The sequence below is a fragment of the Paenibacillus sp. NAIST15-1 genome (assembly GCF_001894745.1).
In the GTDB taxonomy this organism is placed as follows: domain Bacteria; phylum Bacillota; class Bacilli; order Paenibacillales; family Paenibacillaceae; genus Paenibacillus_B; species Paenibacillus_B suaedae.
On record NZ_BBYF01000001.1, the window covers coordinates 632860 to 656852 of the forward strand.

A 23993-nucleotide genomic window follows, 5' to 3' on the forward strand; every position below is an offset into this window, starting at 1 on the left:
TATTTCTCAGCAACATTTATATTATGTATGATACAAATACAAAAAAAACTCTTCCCGGCCTAATTGAAATAGATACCGAAAAGAGGTTTTGCGGTCGTACAATATGCTCTTCTCCTGATTACAGCCACCATCGAGTCCTACAACTTCCAATCCAGATACTCTGCCCAGGTTGAACGTAAAAGAGTTTTTATTTTAGCAGTAGGGATATGAATAATAACTACATTAGAAATGCTATTCGCATACATATTGGTTAATAGATACTTTCCATCAGGAGATGGTTTATATGGCAGCACACCTTGCGTATCAACCCGTATCGTAGAATGATCATTACCTGATATGGAATCAATATGGACAACGTTCGTTTCGTTACTCTGCTGGTATGCAATATATTTTTTATTGTAGGAAAGTGAGGGATTAGAAGCATTCGATTTATACTCATCTAGTTGATGATTCGTAAGATTGAACGACATAATGTGCGGAGACTTTTGTTCATCTTGTGCGGTAAAAAGAACCCGATTGGAATCAAGCCAATCATAGTATAGATATCCACTATCAAGCGAGGCTATGGAAGTTAATGCCCCCGTGTCTCTATCATATACCTTCAACTCGCCTTCTTCTATAAAGCTAATGGCATGACGGTCAGGAATTGACTTTGGAAATTGAATGTTCTTTCCCGCTATTATTTTCTCTCTTTTCGAGTAACTAGCATTATCATCTTCAATTTCATAAATATCTTGCTCATCCCCGTTTTGAATGACAGCAAGAAGCTTATTCCCATTATTAACACTATAATGCGGTTCGAAAAAATTATTATGAAACGGTAAAAGATCATCTGTCTGCAGATTAAACTTGTACATAGGTGTTTCAGTCGGATTCATTTGCTGCATGATCATGATCTCTCCCTCCATTGATGAGAAATCATTTGATTCTGAATAACTCTGCCATATCAGAAAAGTAACGAAAAACACACATATTGTTGCTACAAGTAGGATCAGCCTTCTTTTCAATTCGTGCACCTTCCTCCTTTTATAGTATGGGGTTACAAACCCAATGATATCAGAGGAGTTACTCTTCCCCCTTCACTGGGTCTATTACTATGCGTTCATATCGTTCGATTTATTCGTAGAATTATGGCATTCATCATCTAATTTATGGTCTTCGTAGACATCGAAAAGGCAAAAAATATTCCCGCTTTGGCTCTGCAGATTTCTCAGATCCTAAACGGAAATTCCTCTTCCAATCTGGATATTCCACCTCACTCTTCAGTAACTTCTATTTTTTTATGATCGGTTTCTATTGTGTAAGACTTACTACTCCCGTCTTTATTTACCGTAAACTCAGCGACCGCCGAGATTTCATATATACCCGGCTTTTTAATCCTATATTTATAATTCTCTGAAATAACCGTCTCACCTGAAAGATCGCGAATCACTCCTCCATCCGTGACCGCATAGGAGTTAATCTGTTTTCCACTGCTGTCCTTAATCAAATAAACGAACAATTGATTTCTACTCGTAATCGAGAATTTCTGCTCAGTTTCTTTCTTAAAATCAGCTTTAACCGTAAATTCCTCATTGATTCCAACTTTTTTCGGAAGCGAGATTTGCACCGAAAAAAGCCCCTTTTCAATACTTGTCATCGTCGACAAAGCTCCTCCTGTACTCGACGCCATAGATTGATCCGGCTTCAACGACTGACAGCCGAGCAACATCAAAACAATTATGGCAACCATGATTTTTTTCAAATTTTTTACACCTCCCATTAAACAAACGTAAAAAAAACACTTTTTGTTTCATACGGTAATAATTCTTTTCTTCACTTGATCTTAGTTAAATAACAGATCTAAAATTACTCATTTATTTTCTTGAATTTTTCGTCAGAAAATGGAAAGTTACAACGTTTAATAGTATAGCTCCTCTTTCTAGTATCCTTTCAGAAGAAGGATGCAAACAATTTAATCGAAGAGTACTACAAAAAATCATAGGGAAGGATGAAAACAATGAGAGTTAAAAGGTTATTAGGCTCAATTGCACTGGCTAGTTTCCTACTCTTCAGTTCAAGCATTAGCGCTGCAGAAAGCACAGATAACGGATATCAATGGATAACAATTAAGGGAACCATTTCAGAAATCGCAGAAATCACTCAAAAAAACAGCCTGAATGAAACCCCCTATCCATTACTACTGACCGAATCTTCCGATAATCTGAGCAACACGGCGCTTTTGGACAATTATATTGAAAAGCAAAGAATCAAACAGGACATTCCCACTATTAAAAAGATAATCGAAAGTGCACCTACTATGTATTCAGGCCATTACTATGATGCGGATAAAGGAAAAGTAGTCGTCCAAATTACAGAGGATTCATCATCACTAAAAACAAGAGTTCAAGATTCAATTCAAAACAATGATAAAGTTGAATTTGAAATCACAAAATTTTCCTGGGCTGATATAGAGAATGCAAAGGAAATAATTAGAGAAAATATTAATCCTGGAACGGTCCGTGCCCTCATTCCCGATGTGAAAAATAACAGACTAATCATCGCATTCGACGAAGAAAAGCTTGCAAAAAAAGAATCCGTTTCATCACTTATCCCCCAATCGGAAATGCTTGTGTTTACTACATTTCCAGACTCAGCACTTACTGTTGAGACAGATGACACACAATACGGCTCTCAATTACCAATTGGATCTAAAATAGGAGGAAATTACCGAAAAGTAGAAGAAAATAAATATAACTACAGTGTATGTACGGCAGGTTACTTCGGAATAAATCAAAATGAACAGGAAGTGTTAGTTACATCTGGTCATTGCCAACCCCCAAACACAGTTAGCGAATGGTATCAACCTACATGGGACAATACTACCATCGGCAATTATACTTTTAGAACCACATCTTCTGGTGATGGTTCGAATGCATTCTCTGATTCCGGATATATAACATTAAACTCAAGCTATATCGGACGCCCAAGAACCCCTTATCCTTCTACTTCAAATATGGCTATGATCACGGGAGTCTACACTAGTGATACTCCTGGTGATACCATTTATTTAAGGGGCTCAAACAGTGGAACTACTACATCAGGTACAATTGCATATTCCAATGTTGATATTTATTGGGGTGGTGACGGCTATGGCTATAAACGTGACGAAGTGCTCGCTAAAGGATATTCTTCCATAACAGGTGACAGCGGGGGTCCAATTCTAACAAATTATACTTATGATAATACTCTTCAAGGGTGGACTTTTGATTTGGCTGGAATTCATACAGGATCCGTGACTCTCAACAGTACAGAAAGTCCGATCCCACCTGGAACCTATAAAGTATATGAACCTGTTTGGACAACTTTCACCGATTTAAACCTTGCAGGAATCAAAGTAATTTCAAAAAAATGATGATTGTACAAGAAATACAAGCGCCGCAAAGTCTGGAAATAGGCTACGCGGCGTTTGCATTTGTCGAATTTCCGAGCACACCTATTGCTTTATTCTAATTCTATCTACCTACTCGAAATCCCCCCCCATAATAATACATAGAATCTTAAATCATCAAAATTTTATTTTATTTCCTCCTCATTCCCCATATTTGATGTATACTTATAAAAATATAGTTTCCATTATTTACTTTATTAACAAAATAGAGGAGAGTATTATGGAACAATGGTTTTATTTCCTACAAAAACCATTTGGTAATCTTGATACTACGATTCAAAAACTAATTTACAATTCCTATTATCAATTCGTCTATAAGGATATCTATTGCATGGTTTATGATCATTCGCTTACAGAGGATATTATTCAAGATTCCTTTTTAAAAGTTATATCGAATGGCCCCAAAATGCTGTCGGAAACGAATATTCGAGCTTGGATTAAACAACTTACTCGAAATACAGCCTTAGATCATCTAAGAAGGCTAAAGCGAGACCGTCAAGTTTTAGTAGAACCATACGTTAATATAAGTGATACAGTCCTGAATAAGATCAGTGTAGCTAGCGAAGTAGAAATCAAAGAAAGAGATAATTTACTCCATCGGGCAATTGCTGAATTAAAGCTGGAATACCAAACAATTTTACTTCTGTTCTATATAGAGGGAAAATCATACCGGGAAATCTGCCAAGAGTTGCACTTAACCGAACAGGTACTTACCCAACGTTTGGCAAGAGCACGAAAAAAATTGCGTCAACATTTTTTAAGAAAATGGACTGATGAATGAATGTAATAATCTAAAATCATAGTGTAGTATCTTTTTAATTCTTATCTGAAAATCTTGTTAAAAAATGAACGTATCGATTCTGCAACCAGCCCAGGCTGCTCCAGCGCAACAAAATGCCCCCCTGCATTCAGTTCTTGCCATTGCAGGATGTTCGGGAACAATCGCTCCACATATTCTCGCGGCGGACGCTCATGAGGCTGCGTCTTCGTTAGCGATACGCCATGCGGTACAGGGCATGTCTCTCCTTCGCCCGGCCACTTGATATGCCTGCCTTCATAATAATAGCGGTTCGCTGCATTGATCGTCTGGGTAAACCAGTAGATCGAGACATTCGCCAGCAAGTCATCCTTGCTGAAATGGTTCAACGGCTCACCCTTTTCGGTTACCGTCCAGTAATACCACTTTTCCAGAATAAAGGCTGCCAGACCTACAGGCGAATCATGCAGTCCATACGCCGCAGTCTGAGGCTTCGTCCCCAATAGATGCGCATATCCGCCCTCTTCGCGATACCACTGATCTCCACATGTAAGAAAAGCACGCTCCGCCTCAGTCATCTCCATGCCCTTCCCTATAAAAGGACTCGGATTCCCCGGTGAGGTCGTATGATACCCAATGACCTTCTCCGGATGATCCAGGCATAGCAAGCCAAGCACGCTCGCTCCCAAATCATAGCCATATCCCCCGAACTGCTCATAGCCCAGCCCCTCCATCAACTTGACCAACACATTCGCGACCTGTCTATCCTCATAACCCGGCTCCAATGGTATACTCGAGAACCCATGCCCCGGAATCGAAGGAATTATGACATCGAAGGAGATGGAATCATTGCCTCCATCGTTATCCGGCTGTGTCAAAAACGGAACCAGATCCAGCATCTCATAAAATGTGCTCGGCCAGCCGTGGGGAATTAGAATCGGTAATGAGCGACTTCCCTTCCCTTTTTCGTACACAAAGTGAATGTCTGTCCCGTCAATCGTCGCTTTGTAATTAGAGAAGGAATTGATACGCCGTTCCACCATGCGCCAATCGAAATCGTGCAGCCAATAATGAACTATATCCTTCATATACGATATCGGAATCCCGTAATCCCATTCTGCTCCTGGGATTTCATCCGGCCATCTCGTCATTTGTAGTCTTTGCTTCAATTGTTCAATCTCTTCGTCAGGAATACACACTGTGAGAGGATGCATGTTCATCGTTATCTTCGCTCCTTGGCAGAATAAATACGAGAATAGATAGAAAGGACTTGGGGAAGCTAGGCCGCGAGTTCATCAATCTATAATTTAGAACGACCTAGTGATACACTGATAATGAAATCATGAAGCACGAATAAGACATCGCCCACAAACATAACCGTTAAAGTAGTTTAAACGGTTAGATAACTGGTAAATAAATCTTAATGGTTAGCATGCGATGTGTCAATAGGAGCGGTTGAGCAGATGACGAGTGGATATGATCAGCTTGAAATGATTGCTGATTTCTTCAATACACATGATAGACGAACGCGGTACGAGGGAGATCCCGGGATCGAGCATTTAACAGAGCCTAGCCGTTTGGTCGAGTGGCTCTTGCAGCACCAGCTTATCACAGAATCAGATAATGCTGCTTCAGAGGAAGAATTGCAATTGGCGCGCGAGCTTCGCAATGAACTTCGCAAAACAATAGTGAACAACGAGCACGATGGAATTGTAGAACAGGCTAAGATGGAGCAGCTTACGAAGATTTTCCAGTTCGGGCTCGTGTTCCAGGAGAATGGAGAGCAGCTTGTGCCTCTGCAAGTAAATGCAGCTAAAGGATTAGCTCAACTACTCATTATTGTGTACGAACTGAGACGAACGAAAATGTGGCATCGCATACGTGTATGTACAGCGGAGGATTGCCAGTGGGTATTTGTGGATCGATCCAGACCCGGAACGGGAAGATGGTGTTCGATGAAGGCATGCGGAAATCGAGCGAAGAATAAGACTTTCCGCCATAAACATAAAAACGAATCGTCGCTGTAATGGAGTAGAGTAAAGTAAAGGGCTGGCTTCCCAGCCCTTCGCATCAGACCGGACGTGAGGTTTCCGCTTACCGGCCTTCCTGCAATGAAGCAATTTACATGCTATCTAACGAATGAAGTCCTTCATATAAAGGAAACTGAGACGTCATTTCACGTACACTTTCTAGTATTTGATTTTTAATCGTCGAACTCTTGGGATTCTTAAAGGCCAGTCCAATAAGCCGGGCAATTTCTTTCATCTCCTCGGATCCTAATCCTCTTGAAGTCATTGCAGGAGTTCCGAAGCGAATGCCACTCGTTACTAACGGGCCAGCCGTATCATGAGGAATTGCGTTTTTATTCGCCGTAATCCACACTTCATCGAGTATGGATTCTGCTTCTTTGCCCGTAAGTCCAATTGTGCGCAAATCAACCAAAACAATATGATTGTCTGTCCCCCCCGATACAACGGTTAACCCTTCATTCATTAGTGCTTCCGCCAATACGTTAGCATTTTCAAGCGTTTTTGCTATATACGTTTTGAAATCCGGTTGCAATGCCTCGCCTAGCGCAACCGCTTTTGCCGCGATAACATGCATAAGCGGGCCGCCTTGCGATCCAGGGAATATCGCTTTATCTATTGCTTGCGCCCACGGTTTACGGCACATGATGACACCGCCTCTTGGCCCTCTTAACGTTTTATGCGTGGTCGTCGTAACAAAGTGTGCGTGTGGCAGCGGGTTTGGGTGCAATCCTGCTGCAACGATTCCTGCAATATGTGCCATATCTACAAAGAAAAGAGCCCCAACTTCGGCCGCGATTTGGGCGAACAACTCAAATTCAATCGTTCGTGGATAGGCGCTGGCACCAGCCACGATGATGCGTGGAAGGTGCTTATGGGCGAGTTTTCGCACCTGGTCATAGTCAATGCGCCCTGTTTGTTCATCGACACCATAAGAAACAAAATTATAGAATCTTCCAGAAAAATTCACCGGACTCCCGTGTGTAAGATGGCCGCCATGGGATAAACTCATGCCCAATATCGTGTCACCAGGCTTTACTGATGCAAAATATACCGCCATATTCGCCTGTGCACCGGAGTGAGGCTGCACATTGGCATGCTCGGCACCGAAAAGCTCTTTAACTCGGTGAATGGCAAGTTCCTCGATCCTATCGACATGCTCACATCCGCCATAATATCTTCTTCCCGGATACCCTTCAGCATATTTGTTGGTCAGTACTGTGCCCGTCGCTTCCATGACAGCTCGGCTTACAAAATTCTCCGATGCAATCAGTTCTATTTTATCCCGCTGCCGTGTAAGCTCTTGCCGAATTGCATTAGTCACCGCTTTATCTTGCTGCTCCAAATAATTCATGATCATCTTCCTCTCTGCCTGTCTATTTCACTATTGAAATCTGATATTTCCGCCATAAGAAGAGAATTAAGTTGTGTTGCACAATCAACAATTGTCGTGCTAGTATACCAATCAATGGAGTGTTGATTAATATCCATAGTTGAGTAATTATAGTAATCCATAATCATGCCAAAAACGCGGGAGTTGTCTGAATGTTACAAGTCAATCGAAATGATAAACGTCCCATCTGGCAGCAGCTTCTGGATCAAGCGATACATAATATTACATCCGGAAAATGGCCTCCCGGGGAATTACTGCTTCCAACCCGTGAACTCGCTCCATTGATTGGTGTTTCACGCTCAACCATCCAGATTGTTTACGAGGAATTATTCAGCCGCGGGTATACCGTAACCTCTCGTCGCGGCGGAACAAGAGTTAGCGATTGGACATATGCAACTCGTCCTTCTGAAGATGCTGCCACACAAGGGCCGATCCCTCCTGAATTGCCATCATTAAATACCGGAATCGGCCATTTACACAATTGGTTTGGAAACAAAGATCATCGTCAAGTAGAGATCGATTTCACCCCTCATGAGCCATACCTAGACGAGCATTTCCGAAAAAATTGGAGACACTCCTTTTTGCACGCCTCTACAGAAACAGACCTGGACAATTGGGCTTACGGAAATGCATATGGATTTCTACCGCTGCGAGAGCAGATTCAACGTTATTTGTCGCTTGAACGGGGAGTTCATGTGGATGTCGATCAAATCATCTTGACCTCAGGTGCACAGCATAGCATTGATTTGATTGCCCAAGCTCTGTTACAGGAAGGAGAAACGGTTTCGGTTGAGGATCCCGGCTTCCCTGCTGCCTGGATGGTGATGAAGTATCGGCGCATGCAAGTTGAATCCGTTCCGGTTGACGAACACGGACTATGCGTTGACCGCATTCATCCTGAGTCCAAACTTGTATATGTTACGCCATCGCACCAGTGTGCGGTTGGAGCAATTATGTCGGAGCCGCGCAGGCAGCAATTGTTACATATGGCTGCTGAGCAGAGGTTCTGGATTGTTGAGGATGATTACGATAGTGAATTTCGATATCGCGGTGACCCGCTCCCAACGCTGTTCAGTCAGCGACCTCAGAACACGCTATATATGATGAGTTACTCCAAAATGGTCGCTCCTGGCATTCGATTATCGGCAATTGTCGGACCCAAAGAGGCCATTCGTCAAATTGCCCAAGTCCATGAATTAACCTATCGGCATCTGCCGATTATGGAGCAATTAACACTAACGCATTTTATCGAGCATGGTCATTTTATGCGCCATATGAGACGAGTTCGGAATGTATATCGTCGTAGACATGAAGCCATGACGAAGGCTATTATCGCAACAGGTCTGAGCGACCACTTCACACTAAGCGGCGTAGAAACGGGATTGCATATGCTTCTCGAGGCTGATAAATCGTTTGACGAGGAAGCCGTGACAAAGTTAGCGTTCGAAAATGGAATCCGCGTGTATCCGCTTAGCACGTATTGCTTGGAAAGTAATCGAAAAGGTTGGGTACTCGGTTTTGCTAAAGTAGATGAAGCAGCTATTGAAGAAGGAATTTATCGTCTTGCGGGGATGCTTTTATAAGCCAAGCATCCCCGTCACGACCCTCGCTTGCTCACAACAACCATGTTGTGTTCGTAATCGCTCTCCTGTCTCTCTCCTAATCGTCCTGGCGCGCATTTTCGTTCCAGTAATAGCTGTCCGGCAAGTAACGCTGCCCGAATACGCTTGTCCCTACGCGGATGATAGTAGCCCCTTCCTCGATAGCCACCTTGAAATCACCAGACATGCCCATCGAGAGGATATCCATTTCTACACGCGGAAACTTTTTCTCCCTAACTTGGGTTTGAATCGATTTTAATAATCGGAAGCAGTGCCGGGTCTCGTCGTTTGTCGCATTTAGTTTTCCAATCGTCATTAAGCCCTTCACGTTCAACGTGTCGAACTGGGACAATTGTTCCACCAACTCCAGTGCCGTTTCCGGAGAAGCACCAAATTTACTTTCTTCGTAGGAGGTGTTGATTTGCACCAGAATATCCATAGTCTTGTTCTCTTTGGCGAGTTGATGGTTCAGGGCCTGCCCCAATTTCAGACGGTCTACAGAATGAATGAGCGTAACATATTTAACAACGTCCTTCACTTTATTCGTTTGCAAATGTCCGATAAAATGCCATTCCACCTGATTAGATTGCTGCATAAGCGGAAATTTGTTCCGAAGTTCCTGCGCTTTGTTTTCCCCAAATAGAGTCTCCCCCGCCTGTATGGCTATTTGCAATTTTTCAAGCGGTACGGTTTTGGTCGCCAACAACAATTTCACGTCCTCTACCTTGCGCCCTGATGCTTGGCAAGCCAATTCCATCTGCTGCCTCACGGTATTGAGATTCTCTTCAACTAAATGTCCCATGTCTCTTCCCTCTTTACACCGTTTTTCCAGGCTCAAACATTTTCCCTTCTTCAATCGGATTTTCTTTGGCGGTAATATGATGTGGATCTATTCGATACACCTGAACCGGGCCACCGAATACAGCTGATCGGTATTTATCCACGTGCTGCTTGGGTAATGGACGATTATAGTAATCTGGCACATACTTATCAATCATTTCCTGCAGCATATGTGTAGCTTCATCGAGATCGACGATAGGCTGTACCTTGCCAAAAATCATTACGCTCATATACGCTGTGTCCGTCTTGGCTGGCACCGGATTTGTAATCGTCCCGTACTCTTCACAAACCGTAAAGCAGACCTCCGGGTTTTCACCTATAACCTGATTTCTTCTCCCGCCAGTGGCTCCATGGAAATAAAGCTTGCCATCTGTCCAAACGAAATTAAGAGGAACAACATACGGCAGATGACCATCGACCATTCCAAGATGTCCAATTCGAGCTTGCCGCAGAAAGGTCTCAATCCTGCTCTTATCCAACACTTCTCTTATTTTGTAACGTACTCCATTCATGGCTTCACCTCTATTGAATTGAATGATTATGATGTGAGTTTATCAGCCATTGGAATGAGGTTAAATGTCCATAAACATATAATTAATGCAATCCATATTAGACAGTAAGCAATCCCTCTTCGTCAAACCTGATAAGGAGCTCATCCGTGTTTAGTTCTATTCCGCTTAGCATAAGCTAGGCGCACTCCATAAAAAAACCGGAATGAAAGTCATTCATTCCGGTTCTCTCTGGCTCCACATGAACTGCCAGCTTATTCTATTCGATCCCGCCCCAAGCTGATCTGTGCGTTCTTCATCATTCCGAGTGCCAAGCCAAGCATCAGGCCAATACCTGTGACGATAAAGAACAACACGCCTATCCCCTCCTTCAGGACGACCATTTGCAGAATAACGCCAACAAGAGCACCAAGTGCCAAGCCAATGAACATGAACGCGCCGTAGTAGAGGCCTATCGCCTCCGCAACAGCAGGCTCCCCATAATGCAGCCATTTCGCTTCACTGTGCAGCAGCGGATTATCTGGATTCTCCACAGAGAACGCGGCCTTCGCGCGCTCGAATGCATCCGCTTCCGATATTCCCTCTTCGGCCACAAGATCTTGAATGTAATCAGACATATAACCCATCAGATCTTCTTGCGCTTCCCGATTTTTCTGTGATGTCCATTTGAATTTGGCTGCCTGCTTCTTCGCTTCTCCTAACGTAGCGTTCGCTTTTTGAACCAGTTTCTCAAAGTATGTTAGTTCATCGCTACCCGCCATGTTTAATTGTGTATTTTGCTTAATGAATTGCTTCATTTTATGTTCTGTATCTTTGCTCATCGTCATAATCATTCCACTCCTTCTAAAAATTGATCCATTAATTTCCTCATGAAGAGCCATTCTGTCTTCTTATGACTCAGATAGGCTCTGCCCGATTCCGTGAGGTGATAGTACTTTCTCCGAGCTGCCGCACTTCCCTCTTGCCAATAGCTTGTCACGTATCCATTGTTCTCAAGACGCTTGAAGGAGAGATACAGCGTGCCTTCCTTCAGCTCGAAGGAACCCTGGCTCTGCTTCTTCACTTCCTTACTTAAATCATATCCGTACAAATCCTGATGATACAGCAGACTCAGGATGATCGTATCAATGTAACCGCGCAATATTTCCTTATCGACGTTCAACAAAGTCACTCCTCGCTTATACCTTTCTTTATTAGGTACAGAAACAGTATAAACGATCTATACCTTATAAAGCAATGTATAATTTAAAGTAAGGTATCATTCATCATTCTCCCAATCAAAAAACCTCCACGAATGCCGCACCTTATAAGGGTCAACATCCAGTGAAGGTTAATTGGGTTTATTGTGGATTATCCATATATTTATCGGGTTATTTTATAAAACAATAGCCGATGCTTCTGCTGAAAACCTGCCTTCTGATAGAGGGAAATTGCCTTCCCATTCTCTTCCTCCACACATAAGGAGATTTCGTCAATCTTCCTGTCTAGGAGCAGGAAGCGCAGTGCCTCTTGTATCAGTGAAGTACCGAGACCTTGTCCTTGCGCATGCGGTGATACAGCGATGAATTCGATATTTCCTTCCTGCGCGTCGCAGTCTGCTTCCACATATACGTAGCCAAGCAAGCTCTGCTGGTGATCGACAGCAATAAATATCCGATGATCGTCCTGAAGGCGGCTCATAATTTCTTGTCCGCTGTAATATGTGTTCGGGAACGAAGCATCATGCAGTGCAATGAAGGCATTAACATAGTCTGGTGTGATCTCCTGTAGGGTATGGGCCGGCGCATAGGCAAATGCAGAGCGGGTACATACCAATACCAAATGGGCATGCAAATATGTTGACGACGATATGCCATCCATAAATTGCAGAGCATGCTTGTTCTCCTCATTATAAAAGCTGTGCAGTGTCGTTACCTTGTCACCGAGTTGGTTAATTCCCGCTCTCCACAGCTCATGTGCAAGGTCGTTCCATCTCGCTCCCTCATCGATGAACGGCCCCCATACCTCTGCCACACCGCGTTCCAGGTCGACATCAAAGCCAAGGGCTCCTATGATTCGTTCATGTTCATAGGCAACCACGAAGGATGTATCTAACTCAAGATCAGAGAACTCCTCGGAAAGCGTGCCCGCAATTTCGTCTTCCTGATCCCCACAAAATCCAACATGATGCTGCTTCTCTTGATTCAATCGAGCGATAAAGGCAGCTAGTTCTTTGATACGTTCATATGAAATGGTATGAATTATGATCGACATGAAGTAATATTCTCCTTATCATCTATCGTAATGCTCCAGCACCGTGCCCATTCCCTACGCGACATAATATCGGTCGGTAAGGTCTGTATTCAAAAGCCCAGTAGTGAAATGAAACTGCGATCTCCTGAACCTCTTATATGTAATGCGATTCTAGTCTCGTTGCCGTTCATTCGAAAATAGCAACCGGGCGCGCCCAGCCTGCACTCGCCTTTTCAACTTTTACCGGGAAGCAGCACACCTTAAAACCGAACGGCTTCGGCAACTGCTCCAGATTCGCCAGCTTCTCAATCTGGCAATATTCATGCTCTTGGCCGACAAAGTGAGCCGCCCATAACACTCCATCCTTCGGTTCACGCTTATACGCCTCAGCTTGAAGGTTCAATGGAATATCCCAGCCCCAGCCATCTGTACCTACTACCTTAATGCCCTGCTCAATCAGCCAACGAGTCGCTTCTGCAGATACCCCAGCGTGCAGAAAGGCATAATGCTCCTCATAGAGGCGCTTGTCCGCATCGGTACGAATGAGCACAATGTCATAAGGTTTCAACGTGTAGCCGATCCGTGCCAGCTCAGCAACCAAATCATCCGTCGTAATCTCATAGCCGGTCGGCTTCTTGCTGAAATCAAACAGCACGCCATCCGAGAAGAACCATTCTAGCGGGAGCTCATCGATCGTCCTTGCCGGCTTGCCCTCCGAGGTTGGCCAGTAGTGCCACGGCGCGTCAACATGTGTACCGGCATGCGTGTTCAAGGTCACCGTTTCGGTAGCCCAGGCTTGGCTCTCTGGAAAATCATCTGGCTTAAGACCAAGAATGGCGGCTGCCTGCTGAGCGCCTTCCTTGTGACTGGAATATTCAATCTTAGCCGGGAGCAGCTCGCAAATGCGCGGACTAATCGATACGCTTAAGTCTATTATCTTCATCTTCATTCCATCTCCTTCGAATGATCGGATATATCGAATGTTAGATGCAGCACGACTCGCAACGAGACGAGGCTCTATAACCAACAACTCTTGTCCTTACATTCAACAGAAAGGGAATAGTATCCTCCATATATCAAAAAGGTTCATATTTCATGGAGATGAATAGCTTCCTTGATTCAGGTTTTTATTGAGAATGTGCATCCAAATTGCTACACTGATTCCAAAAAGGTTAATCCAAATTCCTGTATAAGTTGAGGTGAAATCGAGAAGATGAACCAGCTTACAGTAGAACTGCAATTTTACAAGCCTGCATATTTGGAGGCACTCCAATCCTATCAACTCCCTGCGGAGCAAAAACAGTTTGCTGCAATGCCGAATCAACGATTGGATACCTCTGATGGTCAGCACCCTATCGTCATAACAGCTGGCAATCAGCCGGTAGGGTTTTTTGTATTGAATAGGAATGCAAGAGTTCAGGAATATTCCGAGAATCCACATGCGCTGCTGCTTACGTCCTTCTCTATCGATTATGCGAAGCAGGGGCAGGGATATGCTTCAACAGGGTTAGAGCTTTTAAAGAGCTTTATACCTGAACATTTTCCGGATTGCAACGAAATTGTACTGGCTGTGAATCATAAAAATATCCCTGCACAACGGTTGTACATCAAAACCGGATTCACCGACACTGGACAAAGATGCGAGGTCACCATTGACGAGCAATACATTTTCTGTTTATCAATATAATCTCCTCCTTCCCTAGCAAATAAAAAAGCACGCGTTCCGCGGCATGCAGTATGCTCGAACGCGTGCAGTTACTTTCATGTGGCATCTTCTTCTAATCTCCGAATATAACGATAAGTTTGCTAAGCAAAAAAGAGGTAAACAGGATAATTCCCGTTCACCTCTCGATTCATTAAAAAGGGAAACTATTCTTGACTACTCGTTACTACACCGTCATCCAGATAAATATACTTAAAACCATTATAGACCCACTGTTCATGAATATAATAAAAAGAACCGAGGATGCTCAGGAAATACTCCTGATACCGCTCGGCTCTACACCGTTATGATGTTAAAGCTAATCGATAATATACTCCTCAAGTATGCTCTCTACAGAGGATGCGAAATCGTCCGCAGCACCCCAATCGAAATTGAAGATCAAACCCTCGGAGCTGCCTGTCGCAACTACACGTACATTGGTTACTCCGCGTAAATTATCGATCATGACAATGAGAGCTGCCCGGTTTTTGGAACGGAAATAGTATTTCTCGTATACCTGCGTACCTATCTCTTTCCCTTCCCCCAGCGGGTGATATTCCTCATGCACTAAGTCCGCATTTTGCTGATTCATGACGAGCTCCAGAGCTCGATAAGGCGTAATGCTGACATTGAAGCTGCGCTTGCTCATGGGTAACATCCTCCTATAGCCCTTAATTGTAACGCCAGCTGCACAGGCAGTGTATTGGTATTTGGATTGGCATTACAGCTACATTCAATGTTACCAATGATTCAAAGAATGTGTAAATACCTCACAAAGCCAAAGAGATCACGATTCATACTCCCCATCCAGCACCCACGATTCGCTCCGACTCTTGGCGATCACGAATAAGAAGCAGTCTGTTGTCTTATCGATATTGCCAGATGAGAAGGGAATCGTTAACATGAGATATAAATGAATCACAAGGAGGCGCAGCCGATACCGTGCAGCTCCATTGGTTGGAACATACCAAACCATTCATCGGGCGCAGCAAAGAAATGAGTCACGTCATCGACTGGCTCGACGATCCCCAAGCCCCTTCCCGTATTCTATACATATCTGGCATGGGCGGCATAGGCAAGAGCTCGCTCATGACGGAGATGATGCTTGCCGTTCAGCAACGACATTGGACGAGCATCTGGCTGGACGGACGCTCATGCTTGACAACGCCCGTAGGATTTTTCGAATACTTAGCGTCCGCCATTCAATTAGAACGATATAATCGTCAGCCTGTCGATCCGCTCGAAGTACTTATTTCTGCTCACGCTTCCCATCGCATCGCTATCTTTATTGACAATTCCGAGCATATATCACTGCTGGAAGGCTGGATTATGAATGCATTTTGGCCAAAGATGTCGTCACAGGGTGTCCTCCTCGTATTCGCCTCACGCTCCCCTATCCCACTTGTATGGAAAACGAATCCGCACAGGGGAAGACACATTACCGAATTGCCGCTGGCCCATTTTTCGTTTGCGGAGACGATGGACTATATTTCACACACAGGTGCATTCTCGAAGGAGATAAGCGGGGAAATTGCTCGGAGCTCAGATGGCCACCCGCTCGGTCTGGCACTTGCCGTAGAAGCTGTTCAAAAGAAACAAGTGCTGTCGAACAAGGATACGAGTATTGTCTCCCAGACGATCAGCGCCCATTTACTGCGTGAACTCACAACCGATGAAGTTCAGCCATGCGTCGATGCATTGATCGTGCTGCAGCAAGCCAACCAAGAGATGCTCTCGAAGTTCCTGGGGCGCCCTGTCACGATTCAGCAATATCGGCTGCTGCAGAGCATGTCTTTTATTCGAACCGTGCCTGATGGCATTGCTCTGCATGATATTGCCCGTATGCATCTGCATCGGGATTTCCGAGCAAGAGAGCCCGAGCGATTGGAAGAGCTTCGAACGAAGGCAGCCAAGCTTCTCTATCAGCAATTTCGCCATGTAGATCTTCATCATAGGCGCGAAATAGCGGCTAAGCTGCTCTATTTGTGCAAGGATACCCTCCAATCTGATCGCCTGTATGCGGACTGGACGGTAGATTCGCCAGACTCGCCGCTCGAAATTGTGACCGAAGCCGATCTGCCTGTGCTGCATGAGCTGCTGGATCAGTGGTGCGACTACAGCATCGATCCATGGCAGCGTAGCATCTACCATCAATTTATGGATGAACTCGTTGAACAATTTCCAGAGAGTATTGTGGTTCTGCGCGAAGCGGATGGCAAGCCTATCGGCATGTTCATGTTGCTGCTTATGCATCGGGATACAAGCCGACTGATGGAACAATACATACCTTCCGAACTTCATGAATGCTTCACGCAAGAGGAACTAGCCTGCAGCGCGGATCAGGCGGATACGTACTACGCTGTCTTAGCAGCAGCAACAGACAAGCATCCCATGTTCACTCGAGAAGAGATTGTCGGCCTGCTTACCCGAGATCGGCTCTCCTTACTCGGTCAAGGCTCCCGCGCAGTGCTTGTTGCCACCAATCCGAATTTGAAGACATTCCTGCAGCAGGTTGGGTTCCAGCTTCGTCCCACACGTACAAGGAATTGTGATACTTCATACGCAAGAGCGGATATTTTGGAGCTTGATCTCAGACAAGAACGATTCGGGGAATGGATCATGTCCTTCTTCACGGAGCAGACAAGCGAGTCCAGCGAACAAGGAAGCACGATCACCATACAAGATGTTCGGAAAATGCTATCCTGCCTGCACGAGCCCGGCAAACTGAATCACTATACCCGCTTCTTTCCTGCAATTGCGAACGGAGTCGCTCTGCAAGCACGCTTGCTATCTATCTTGGAACACAACACATACCGCCTTCAAGAGCAGGATCTGCTTCTCCTAAATACGGCCTACAACTTGCATCCTCATAATCACATCGCTGCTTCGCTTGCCTGCAATATGAGCCGCGCTACCTATTATCGCTATTTAAACAAGGCTGTTCAAAATATGACCGAGATGATGAAAAGCAAGGGACTTCATTAACAGCACAGCAGGGCCTTGGGCTGATGATTCAATACATCTCAGCCTTAAGGCCCTCCTTATGTATCTTGACCTCTTCCCGCAATTCCTCCAGAACGGCTTCCTCATCTAACCCTAACTGCTCGATAATGTCCTCGACACGAACGACCACTTGTTTTATCGACATTGAACTCATATCTACTCCTCCATCTCCCATATCTGTTCCATCTTTTCCTCTCATCTTCAACCTCGTACATTCGAGAGCACTTCCTTGTTGCCTTTACTATAATTCAGAAGCCCGGTTCCTTCGTCTCAACTTTTTCTCATCTTTCTTACATACACCGTCATTTAAGGTTGGCGTAAGGTAAATTTCAGCCTTATGAAAGGTTCGGGACTTACATTTGAAGCATGAAATCATAATTTGAATGATACGAAATGGAGTTGAAGATACTCGATGAATACCCAACCCGTCGTTGCTACTTGCGGCCTTTCGAAATTTTATAACCATGTATGTCGGGTGAACAAAATTGATCTTGAGGTTCCTGAAGGCGAAATATACGGCTTCCTCGGCCCGAATGGGGCGGGGAAATCCACAACCTTGAAGATGCTGCTTGGTCTAGCCAAGCCCACCGATGGCCGCATCACCCTATTCGGTCAGGAGCTCGGCAAACACCGGCGTTCTATCCTTAATCAGATCGGTTCCTTGATTGAATCTCCTTCTTATTACGGTCATTTGACTGGACTTGAAAATATGAGGGTCATGCAGACATTACGCGGGGTTCCGAGAAAAAATATAGATGAGGCACTGAGAATTGTCCGACTTGAAAACCAAAAAAACAAAAAAGTAGAGCATTACTCACTCGGCATGAAGCAACGGCTGGGCATAGCTATGGCTCTTATCTCCTACCCCAAACTGCTCATATTGGATGAGCCTACGAACGGGTTAGACCCGGCAGGCATCGGGGAGATTCGCGAGCTGATCAAATCAATGCCGCGGCAGTACGGAATTACCGTGCTTCTTTCCAGCCACCTGCTCTCTGAAATTGAGCAGATCGCCACCTCCGTTGGCATTATTAATGATGGCAATCTACTCTTCCAAGGGAAAATGGAGACACTGCAGGAGCGAAATAGATCGTCCCTCGCAATTCGAACGGGCAATAATGCCGCAGCCGCAGCATGGATGCAAACTCAGGGCTATATGTCCAATCTGCAGGACGAATGCTTATTTATCGAGCATATGAGCGATCAACAAGTGGCGAGGCTGAATAAGGAACTCGTGCTGAACGGCATTGATGTCCTTCGTATCGAAGAACGCAAAAGAACACTGGAGGATATATTCTTGGAGCTTACCGGAAGGGAGAAGAGCTTATGATTAGAGCTTTGTCCCTAGAATATTTCAAGCTTCGCCGCAAGCGTATCTTCGCAATGACAGCCTTATTTCTGGGCGCCGAAATGCTATGGGCGTTGGTATCGACAACGATGTCGATCGCTCGTAATCCCAGCAGCGCGGACTGGAAAACGATAATTGCAACAACAGCTTCCATGAACGGCTTATTTCTCCCGATTATCTCGGCTATCGTCGTATCGCGCTTGTGCGACATGGAGCACAAAGGAAACACATGGAAGCTGCTAATGGCAACGAGTATGAATCGGAACAGCATCTATGCTGCCAAATTCATATGCGCTGCATCAATTCTCTTCCTTTACCTCGTCCTGCAGGCTGGCATCATTTTCGCATTCGGCATGATGAACGGTTTCGATTCAATCCCGTTGCGGCTGCTCATTTTGCATATTGGAGGAGCACTTCTGACAAGCATAGCCATCATTGCCTTGCAGCAATGGATTTCCCTTATCGTAAAGAATCAATCCTTTGCCCTGTGCCTAGGCATGATTGGCGGTTTTATTGGCATGACAGCGGATCTATTTCCTGCATTCGTGCGCCGGATATTTATATGGTCTTACTATTCCGGACTGTCTCCTGTCTCCTATCTATATACAGAGAACACCGCAACATACGTGATGCAGCCGCCAAGTCCCGTTCTGATAGCTGCGGTGCTGCTCATCGCTGCCGCATGTTACGCGGCAGGTAATATACATGTCTCTCGCAGGGAACTATAGGAGGTTAATCGATATGTTACGAAGCGTTTCCGCCGAAGTTCTGAAGCTGCGGCATTCTCGAATTTGGATCATTCTTGTTGTTCTTCCCGTTATTAGTCTCGTAATTGGCTGTGCGAATTATTATTTCAATCGAGAGGTTCTGCAGCAGGAATGGTACAGCTTGTGGACGCAAGCTGCTCTCTTTTATGGCATGTTCTTCCTCCCTGTGCTAATCGCTATCTGTTGTGCCTATGCATGCAGATTAGAGCATATGAACCGGAACTGGAATGCTGTACTGACGGCCCCTGTATCCATTGCCAGCGTCATCATAGCCAAGCTGATTGTCGTTGGAGCGCTCCTGTTTATTGTTCAGTTGATATTTTTCACTCTATATTTCGGTACGGGGTATTTGCTTGGTATCTCCTCGGCCTTTCCTTCCGATGCGATAGGATGGATATTTCGAGGATGGATATCCTCTCTCGCGATAGCTGCCATCCAGCTTGTGCTCTCACTGCGAATCCGCAGCTTTGCGGCACCGATCGGCATCTGCTTATGCGCTGTTTTCCTTGGGTTGGGGCTGTATGTCGCGAAGTTCGGCATGCTGCTGCCGTATTCCATGCTGACGATTGGTATGGGTGTAATCAGTCAGGAAAGTCTAAATGGTGCAGAGCTTATCCAATTCTATGTGATCAGTGGCATTTATATTGTTCTATTCATTAGTCTCGCCATTCGCAGCCTGCAGAGGAATGATGTCATACAAGCCTAATTCGCTCCAGAAAGGGAATCTGAAATGAAAAAAATAATTCTTATCGCCGCGCTGTTGTTCGCAGCCGTCGTAGCATTCGGTATATTCTTCCTTGCTCCGGAAAGACTAGCGCCGGACAACCCGGAAGGGAAGACGATATATTATGTACAAATCAACAGTAACGAAGCGATGAAAAACAAGAACGGCAGATATGAATACAGCCTCCTTGCTTTTGATAGCCAAGGAAGCCAAAAACAACTGGACTTTACCACCAGCAAGCAATTACGCGAGGGAGCTTATCTGGAGCTGTATACGACAAGGCTTCGAGGTGCTACCTATTGGCATGAAGTTCCGTATGACACTCTTCCCGAGAACATAAGGAGAATTTATAAGCCATAGAAGTATTATGCCAAACAAAGGGAAGCTCTCTAGATCATACGCTGATCAGAGAACGGCCCTTTTCGTGATTGCTTAACTGAGGAGTATTAGCATATTCATTGATCAAGAACGTTGAACGTCATGATGTATATTCCATAAATACTAGAACACCATTATACAATTCTACTAACTGTCTATGTTCGTCTTTATGTTAGCTTAGATTAGCTACTAGCTGCTTTATCCGAACAGCTTGGCAGCTCAATTGTAGCGCACATGCCCTGCCCCGTGTCACTCTCCAGCAACAGCTGTCCGTGATGTGCCTCGGCAATTCTAGCCACCATAGGAAGTCCCAAGCCATGTCCGTTCTGACGCAAGTGTTGCCTCTCCGCGGAGTATGGCAGTTTCAACAGATCCTCCAGCGATTCACGCTGAATCCCTACTCCGTTATCCAACACTGTAAATTGACAAGCCGAACCATCGGCCGATTGATTGACAAGGAGCGAAATGTCGCAGCCATCGGGATTATGGTCGATGCAATTCTGAACCAGATTCGTGATGGCACGAGTCATCAGCTTGCGATCAACTTCAGCCTGAATATGCTCTTCCTTGATCTGCAATTCAATCGCATACTGCTTATCCAGCCCTTGATTCAGAAAGTCCGCAGCAACCTGTCTGGCTAGAGCCGCCAATCGCATAGACGCCATGTTCAAGGGCTGCATCTCATACTCCAGCTTGGAGACAAGATTCAAGTCACTAACGAGGGAGCGCAGCTTCTCTCCCTGCTTGCGAATAATTGCCGCCTGCCGCCTCTGCTCCTCAGGCACCTCTGCATGTTCCTCCAGAGCACTGGCGTAGCCAAGAATCATGGACAGAGGCGTGCGAATGTCATGGGAAATTCCCGCAATCCAATTCGACCGCGCCTCATTGCGAGTACGAAGAGCCGCCTGCCTTTCTCGAAGCATTTCAGAGGTGTCATTGATGCTTCGTGCGAGCTTGCCGAATATCCCCTTCTCTTCTGCACGGACGGCCTCTTCCTTGCCTAGCGCGTTAACAACGCCTGTGAGCGGCTTCAAGGATCGGGCAAGCCGAGTACCGATTATGATAGCCAGCACGCAGCCGAGCACGATGTTGCCCAGCAGCAGGATTAAGGCCCTCTGCGGTAAAGAACGTATCCATGGCACGAGAAAGTCAAAATGATACTTCGCATAGCTATCCTTCGGATAACCAAGCACGACCAATCCATCTGTATGTTCCCATACGTATACCGGATGCTCCTGCAGATAATGACGGGTGAACTTGGCAACCTCGGTTAAGGAATATGCACGCTGGACGTCTTCAGGCAGCTTGTAATCCCATATAACCTGGCCGCCCTTATCAAGCAGCATCGCCCATGCTTCGGTACCCTCCAGCATCTGCCGGGAGGAGGCGTCTAATACATGTGTCTGTCCCGTCCGCTGCAAATGATTCGCTACAAACTCCACGACATGCTGTGGGGATTGTCCGGCGTTAATCTCCTTGAACACGAAGAAACCGAGCATGGCCAAATTCAAAGCAATGATCCCGGCAAAAATGGCAAACGTGATGCCCGTAAAACGACGAATAAGGCGGATAATGCTATCCATCGTTCTTATGCTCCTTCACCACAAGCTTGTATCCGAGCCCTCTAACCGTTAGAAGACTACAAGGCTTGGAAGGATCCACCTCGATCTTCTCCCGAATTCGCCGGATATGCACCATTAACGTATTTTCATAACTGGCGCCATCATCGCCCCAACCGGCCTGGAACAATGCATCAGTCGTCACAATACGTCCTCTATTCTCATATAGCTTCATAAGAATGGCATGCTCCTTGGCCGTAAGCGGCTGCTCGCGTTCTCTATCCCCATCAGTCTCTCGATACACTACCGCGCTCTCTAAATCCACTGTACATCCTTCCAAGTGGAAGGTCGGCAACCTCTCCTCCTGATGCGTCTGGTACACTCGCTTCAAAATGCCGTTCAGACGAAGAATCAGCTCCCTTGGCAAAAAAGGCTTCACAATATAATCATCGGCTCCTAGACCTAATCCGAGCAGCCGATCCTCATCCTCACCCCTCGCAGATAAGAACAGCGCCGGCATGCTGGAGAATTGGCGGATGGCCGTCAGCAGCGCAAAGCCGTCCTGATCCGGAAGCATTACATCCAATATGGCGATGTCAGGCTTGTCCCTGCGGCACGCGGCTAATGCAGATTGGCTGTCGGATGCCGTATAAATTCGATAATAGCCCTCTTTGCGCAGCAGCATATCGATCATGGTGCGCATGTCAGGCTCATCGTCCACAATAAGTATTTTTTTGCTTTTTAGATTGTCCACACTGCTCCCCTGCCTTTTCTTACGATAAGTAGTTCGTTAAGCATATCATTGGGTTGGAATCGACCGAGGGAAAATAATATCTTCGACAAGAAGATGTATATAACCTGCATAACAGAGATTCCAAGGCCCTGAAAGGAAGCTTAAGAACACTAGAATGTGGAATAACGGGCAGGATAGTTCAAAAGTTTCGCGAATACCCCACATATGGAGTTATTTACGGAATTCGTAAATAAGACGTTGTGCGTAATTACAGTAAAACAATATAGTGAGGATGATTATTCGAAAATGAAAAAAACAGGTGTTTTACTATTTCCTCTATTCAGTGAGTATGAGCTAACCGTTGCATTGTCCATTTTGAAACAAGGAAATAAACCTATTACAACAATAGGGATAACTGCAGAACCGATCTTTGGAGAATCCGATTTGAAGTGTCTGTCCGATTATACTATTTATGATGTAGATATAGAGACATTGGATAGCATTTTGATTCCTGGGTGTATGGATATTACAACGCTATTCGATAATGATGATTTAATAGAATTTATTAGAAGATGCGTTGAGTTTAATAGCGAAGTGATTATTGGTTCAATTTCAAGCTCACCCTATTTATTAGCTAAAGCAGGGATATTAGAAAATCGGAAGTATACAATCGGTATGCATGAAGCAGGCCGAAGTCAAACAGGAGTTTTTAATGAAGAGAATTATTGTGATGATTTAGTAGTACAAGATGGGGGCATATTAACAGCTAGAGGAAGGGCATTTATAGAGTTTGGAATTAGATTCGGACAACTATTAAATTTAGATTTTGATTCCAGTTGGTATAAAGGGAATCATAAATAACATATAGTATTTCGAAGAGGACTGTAACTACGCATAACACAGTGTTCACGCTGCGGGGGACAAACCTCTTTGATCTCCGGCAGCCCTAATTTAACTATTCTCTTCTGAACACAAGTTATATAAAAAGAG

The 23993-nt window shown here is 45.0% G+C and carries 26 protein-coding genes; 11 read left to right on the forward strand and 15 right to left on the reverse strand.

Annotated features, from left to right (window positions below):
• Positions 1–137 precede the first annotated feature (137 nt).
• Together PBN151_RS02780 and PBN151_RS02785 are read right to left on the reverse strand one after the other, a co-directional pair.
• Positions 138–893 carry a hypothetical protein gene (locus tag PBN151_RS02780; RefSeq protein ID WP_139295255.1) on the reverse strand — a complete coding sequence of 252 codons (756 nt, stop codon included), beginning with the start codon at positions 891–893 and terminating at the stop codon, positions 138–140.
• Between the two features lie 362 nt (positions 894–1255).
• Positions 1256–1744, reverse strand: a complete 489-nt coding sequence (locus PBN151_RS02785) for a hypothetical protein (RefSeq protein WP_072727552.1) — start codon at positions 1742–1744, stop codon at positions 1256–1258.
• A 246-nt stretch (positions 1745–1990) separates the two neighbouring features.
• Between PBN151_RS02785 and PBN151_RS02790 the strand changes: the two genes are divergently transcribed.
• Positions 1991–3394, forward strand: coding sequence for a chymotrypsin family serine protease (locus tag PBN151_RS02790; protein ID WP_175560587.1), 1404 nt, complete (start codon positions 1991–1993; stop codon positions 3392–3394).
• A gap of 256 nt (positions 3395–3650) precedes the next feature.
• Positions 3651–4211, forward strand: coding sequence for an RNA polymerase sigma factor (locus PBN151_RS02795; protein ID WP_072727554.1), 561 nt, complete (start codon positions 3651–3653; stop codon positions 4209–4211).
• Positions 4212–4252: 41 nt separating this feature from the next.
• On the opposite strand, the gene PBN151_RS02800 is transcribed toward PBN151_RS02795, so the two are convergent.
• Positions 4253–5407, reverse strand: a complete 1155-nt coding sequence (locus PBN151_RS02800; RefSeq protein ID WP_072727555.1) for an epoxide hydrolase family protein — start codon at positions 5405–5407, stop codon at positions 4253–4255.
• 243 nt (positions 5408–5650) lie between these two features.
• On the opposite strand from PBN151_RS02800, the gene PBN151_RS02805 reads away from it, so the two are divergent.
• A complete protein-coding gene (locus PBN151_RS02805) occupies positions 5651–6214 on the forward strand; it encodes a CGNR zinc finger domain-containing protein (protein ID WP_072727556.1) in 564 nt (187 codons plus the stop codon).
• Between the two features lie 94 nt (positions 6215–6308).
• Here the strand turns inward: PBN151_RS02805 and PBN151_RS02810 are convergent, their stop codons facing one another.
• Positions 6309–7568, reverse strand: a complete 1260-nt coding sequence (locus PBN151_RS02810) for a serine hydroxymethyltransferase (protein ID WP_072727557.1) — start codon at positions 7566–7568, stop codon at positions 6309–6311.
• A 191-nt stretch (positions 7569–7759) separates the two neighbouring features.
• Here PBN151_RS02810 and pdxR point away from each other — a divergent pair, with 191 nt between their 5' ends.
• Positions 7760–9190 (forward strand): MocR-like pyridoxine biosynthesis transcription factor PdxR, encoded by a 1431-nt coding sequence (pdxR, locus tag PBN151_RS02815; RefSeq protein WP_072727558.1) that lies wholly within the window; start codon positions 7760–7762, stop codon positions 9188–9190.
• Between the two features lie 76 nt (positions 9191–9266).
• Here the strand turns inward: pdxR and PBN151_RS02820 are convergent, their stop codons facing one another.
• From PBN151_RS02820 to PBN151_RS02845, 6 genes are all read right to left on the reverse strand, one after another.
• Positions 9267–10010: a YggS family pyridoxal phosphate-dependent enzyme gene (locus tag PBN151_RS02820; protein ID WP_072727559.1), complete on the reverse strand. Its 744-nt coding sequence runs from the start codon at positions 10008–10010 to the stop codon at positions 9267–9269.
• A gap of 13 nt (positions 10011–10023) precedes the next feature.
• A complete protein-coding gene (locus tag PBN151_RS02825) occupies positions 10024–10560 on the reverse strand; it encodes a pyridoxamine 5'-phosphate oxidase family protein (protein ID WP_021254134.1) in 537 nt (178 codons plus the stop codon).
• Positions 10561–10811: 251 nt separating this feature from the next.
• Positions 10812–11384 (reverse strand): hypothetical protein, encoded by a 573-nt coding sequence (locus PBN151_RS02830; protein ID WP_021259638.1) that lies wholly within the window; start codon positions 11382–11384, stop codon positions 10812–10814.
• A 2-nt stretch (positions 11385–11386) separates the two neighbouring features.
• Positions 11387–11719, reverse strand: coding sequence for a PadR family transcriptional regulator (locus tag PBN151_RS02835; protein WP_072727560.1), 333 nt, complete (start codon positions 11717–11719; stop codon positions 11387–11389).
• A 200-nt stretch (positions 11720–11919) separates the two neighbouring features.
• Positions 11920–12810 (reverse strand): GNAT family N-acetyltransferase, encoded by an 891-nt coding sequence (locus PBN151_RS02840; protein ID WP_072727561.1) that lies wholly within the window; start codon positions 12808–12810, stop codon positions 11920–11922.
• Between the two features lie 166 nt (positions 12811–12976).
• The gene (locus PBN151_RS02845) at positions 12977–13732 is read right to left on the reverse strand and encodes a cyclase family protein (protein ID WP_139295256.1); all 756 of its coding nucleotides are present in this window, start codon (positions 13730–13732) and stop codon (positions 12977–12979) included.
• A gap of 270 nt (positions 13733–14002) precedes the next feature.
• On the opposite strand from PBN151_RS02845, the gene PBN151_RS02850 reads away from it, so the two are divergent.
• The gene (locus PBN151_RS02850) at positions 14003–14476 is read left to right on the forward strand and encodes a GNAT family N-acetyltransferase (protein WP_072727563.1); all 474 of its coding nucleotides are present in this window, start codon (positions 14003–14005) and stop codon (positions 14474–14476) included.
• A 334-nt stretch (positions 14477–14810) separates the two neighbouring features.
• Here PBN151_RS02850 and PBN151_RS02855 read toward each other — a convergent pair whose 3' ends face one another.
• Both PBN151_RS02855 and PBN151_RS31725 read right to left on the reverse strand, forming a co-directional pair.
• Positions 14811–15140, reverse strand: coding sequence for a DUF6054 family protein (locus PBN151_RS02855; protein ID WP_072727564.1), 330 nt, complete (start codon positions 15138–15140; stop codon positions 14811–14813).
• Between the two features lie 138 nt (positions 15141–15278).
• A complete protein-coding gene (locus tag PBN151_RS31725) occupies positions 15279–15467 on the reverse strand; it encodes a hypothetical protein (RefSeq protein WP_227774320.1) in 189 nt (62 codons plus the stop codon).
• Between PBN151_RS31725 and PBN151_RS02860 the strand changes: the two genes are divergently transcribed.
• Positions 15449–17476 carry an ATP-binding protein gene (locus PBN151_RS02860; RefSeq protein WP_227774322.1) on the forward strand — a complete coding sequence of 676 codons (2028 nt, stop codon included), beginning with the start codon at positions 15449–15451 and terminating at the stop codon, positions 17474–17476. The two genes, PBN151_RS31725 and PBN151_RS02860, sit on opposite strands and share 19 nt — an antisense overlap.
• A 28-nt stretch (positions 17477–17504) precedes the next feature.
• Here PBN151_RS02860 and PBN151_RS02865 read toward each other — a convergent pair whose 3' ends face one another.
• On the reverse strand, positions 17505–17693 hold the full coding sequence (locus PBN151_RS02865; RefSeq protein ID WP_072727566.1) for a hypothetical protein: 189 nt from the start codon (positions 17691–17693) through the stop codon (positions 17505–17507).
• Between the two features lie 213 nt (positions 17694–17906).
• Here PBN151_RS02865 and PBN151_RS02870 point away from each other — a divergent pair, with 213 nt between their 5' ends.
• The 4 genes from PBN151_RS02870 to PBN151_RS02885 are packed head-to-tail and all read left to right on the forward strand — an operon-like array spanning position 17907 to position 20693.
• Complete coding sequence (locus tag PBN151_RS02870; protein WP_072727567.1) at positions 17907–18824, forward strand: ABC transporter ATP-binding protein; 918 nt, start codon at positions 17907–17909, stop codon at positions 18822–18824.
• Positions 18821–19570 carry an ABC transporter permease gene (locus PBN151_RS02875; RefSeq protein ID WP_072727568.1) on the forward strand — a complete coding sequence of 250 codons (750 nt, stop codon included), beginning with the start codon at positions 18821–18823 and terminating at the stop codon, positions 19568–19570. Before PBN151_RS02870 ends, PBN151_RS02875 begins: the two co-directional genes overlap by 4 nt.
• A gap of 13 nt (positions 19571–19583) precedes the next feature.
• A complete protein-coding gene (locus tag PBN151_RS02880) occupies positions 19584–20315 on the forward strand; it encodes an ABC transporter permease (protein WP_072727569.1) in 732 nt (243 codons plus the stop codon).
• Between the two features lie 24 nt (positions 20316–20339).
• A complete protein-coding gene (locus tag PBN151_RS02885) occupies positions 20340–20693 on the forward strand; it encodes a YxeA family protein (protein WP_072727570.1) in 354 nt (117 codons plus the stop codon).
• Positions 20694–20893: 200 nt separating this feature from the next.
• Here PBN151_RS02885 and PBN151_RS02890 read toward each other — a convergent pair whose 3' ends face one another.
• On the reverse strand, positions 20894–22294 hold the full coding sequence (locus PBN151_RS02890) for a sensor histidine kinase (RefSeq protein WP_072727571.1): 1401 nt from the start codon (positions 22292–22294) through the stop codon (positions 20894–20896).
• Positions 22287–23024 carry a response regulator transcription factor gene (locus PBN151_RS02895; RefSeq protein ID WP_072727572.1) on the reverse strand — a complete coding sequence of 246 codons (738 nt, stop codon included), beginning with the start codon at positions 23022–23024 and terminating at the stop codon, positions 22287–22289. The genes PBN151_RS02890 and PBN151_RS02895 overlap by 8 nt, the downstream gene beginning before the upstream one ends.
• Before the next feature lie 285 nt (positions 23025–23309).
• On the opposite strand from PBN151_RS02895, the gene PBN151_RS02900 reads away from it, so the two are divergent.
• Positions 23310–23864 (forward strand): DJ-1/PfpI family protein, encoded by a 555-nt coding sequence (locus PBN151_RS02900; RefSeq protein ID WP_072727573.1) that lies wholly within the window; start codon positions 23310–23312, stop codon positions 23862–23864.
• Positions 23865–23993: the final 129 nt, after the last annotated feature.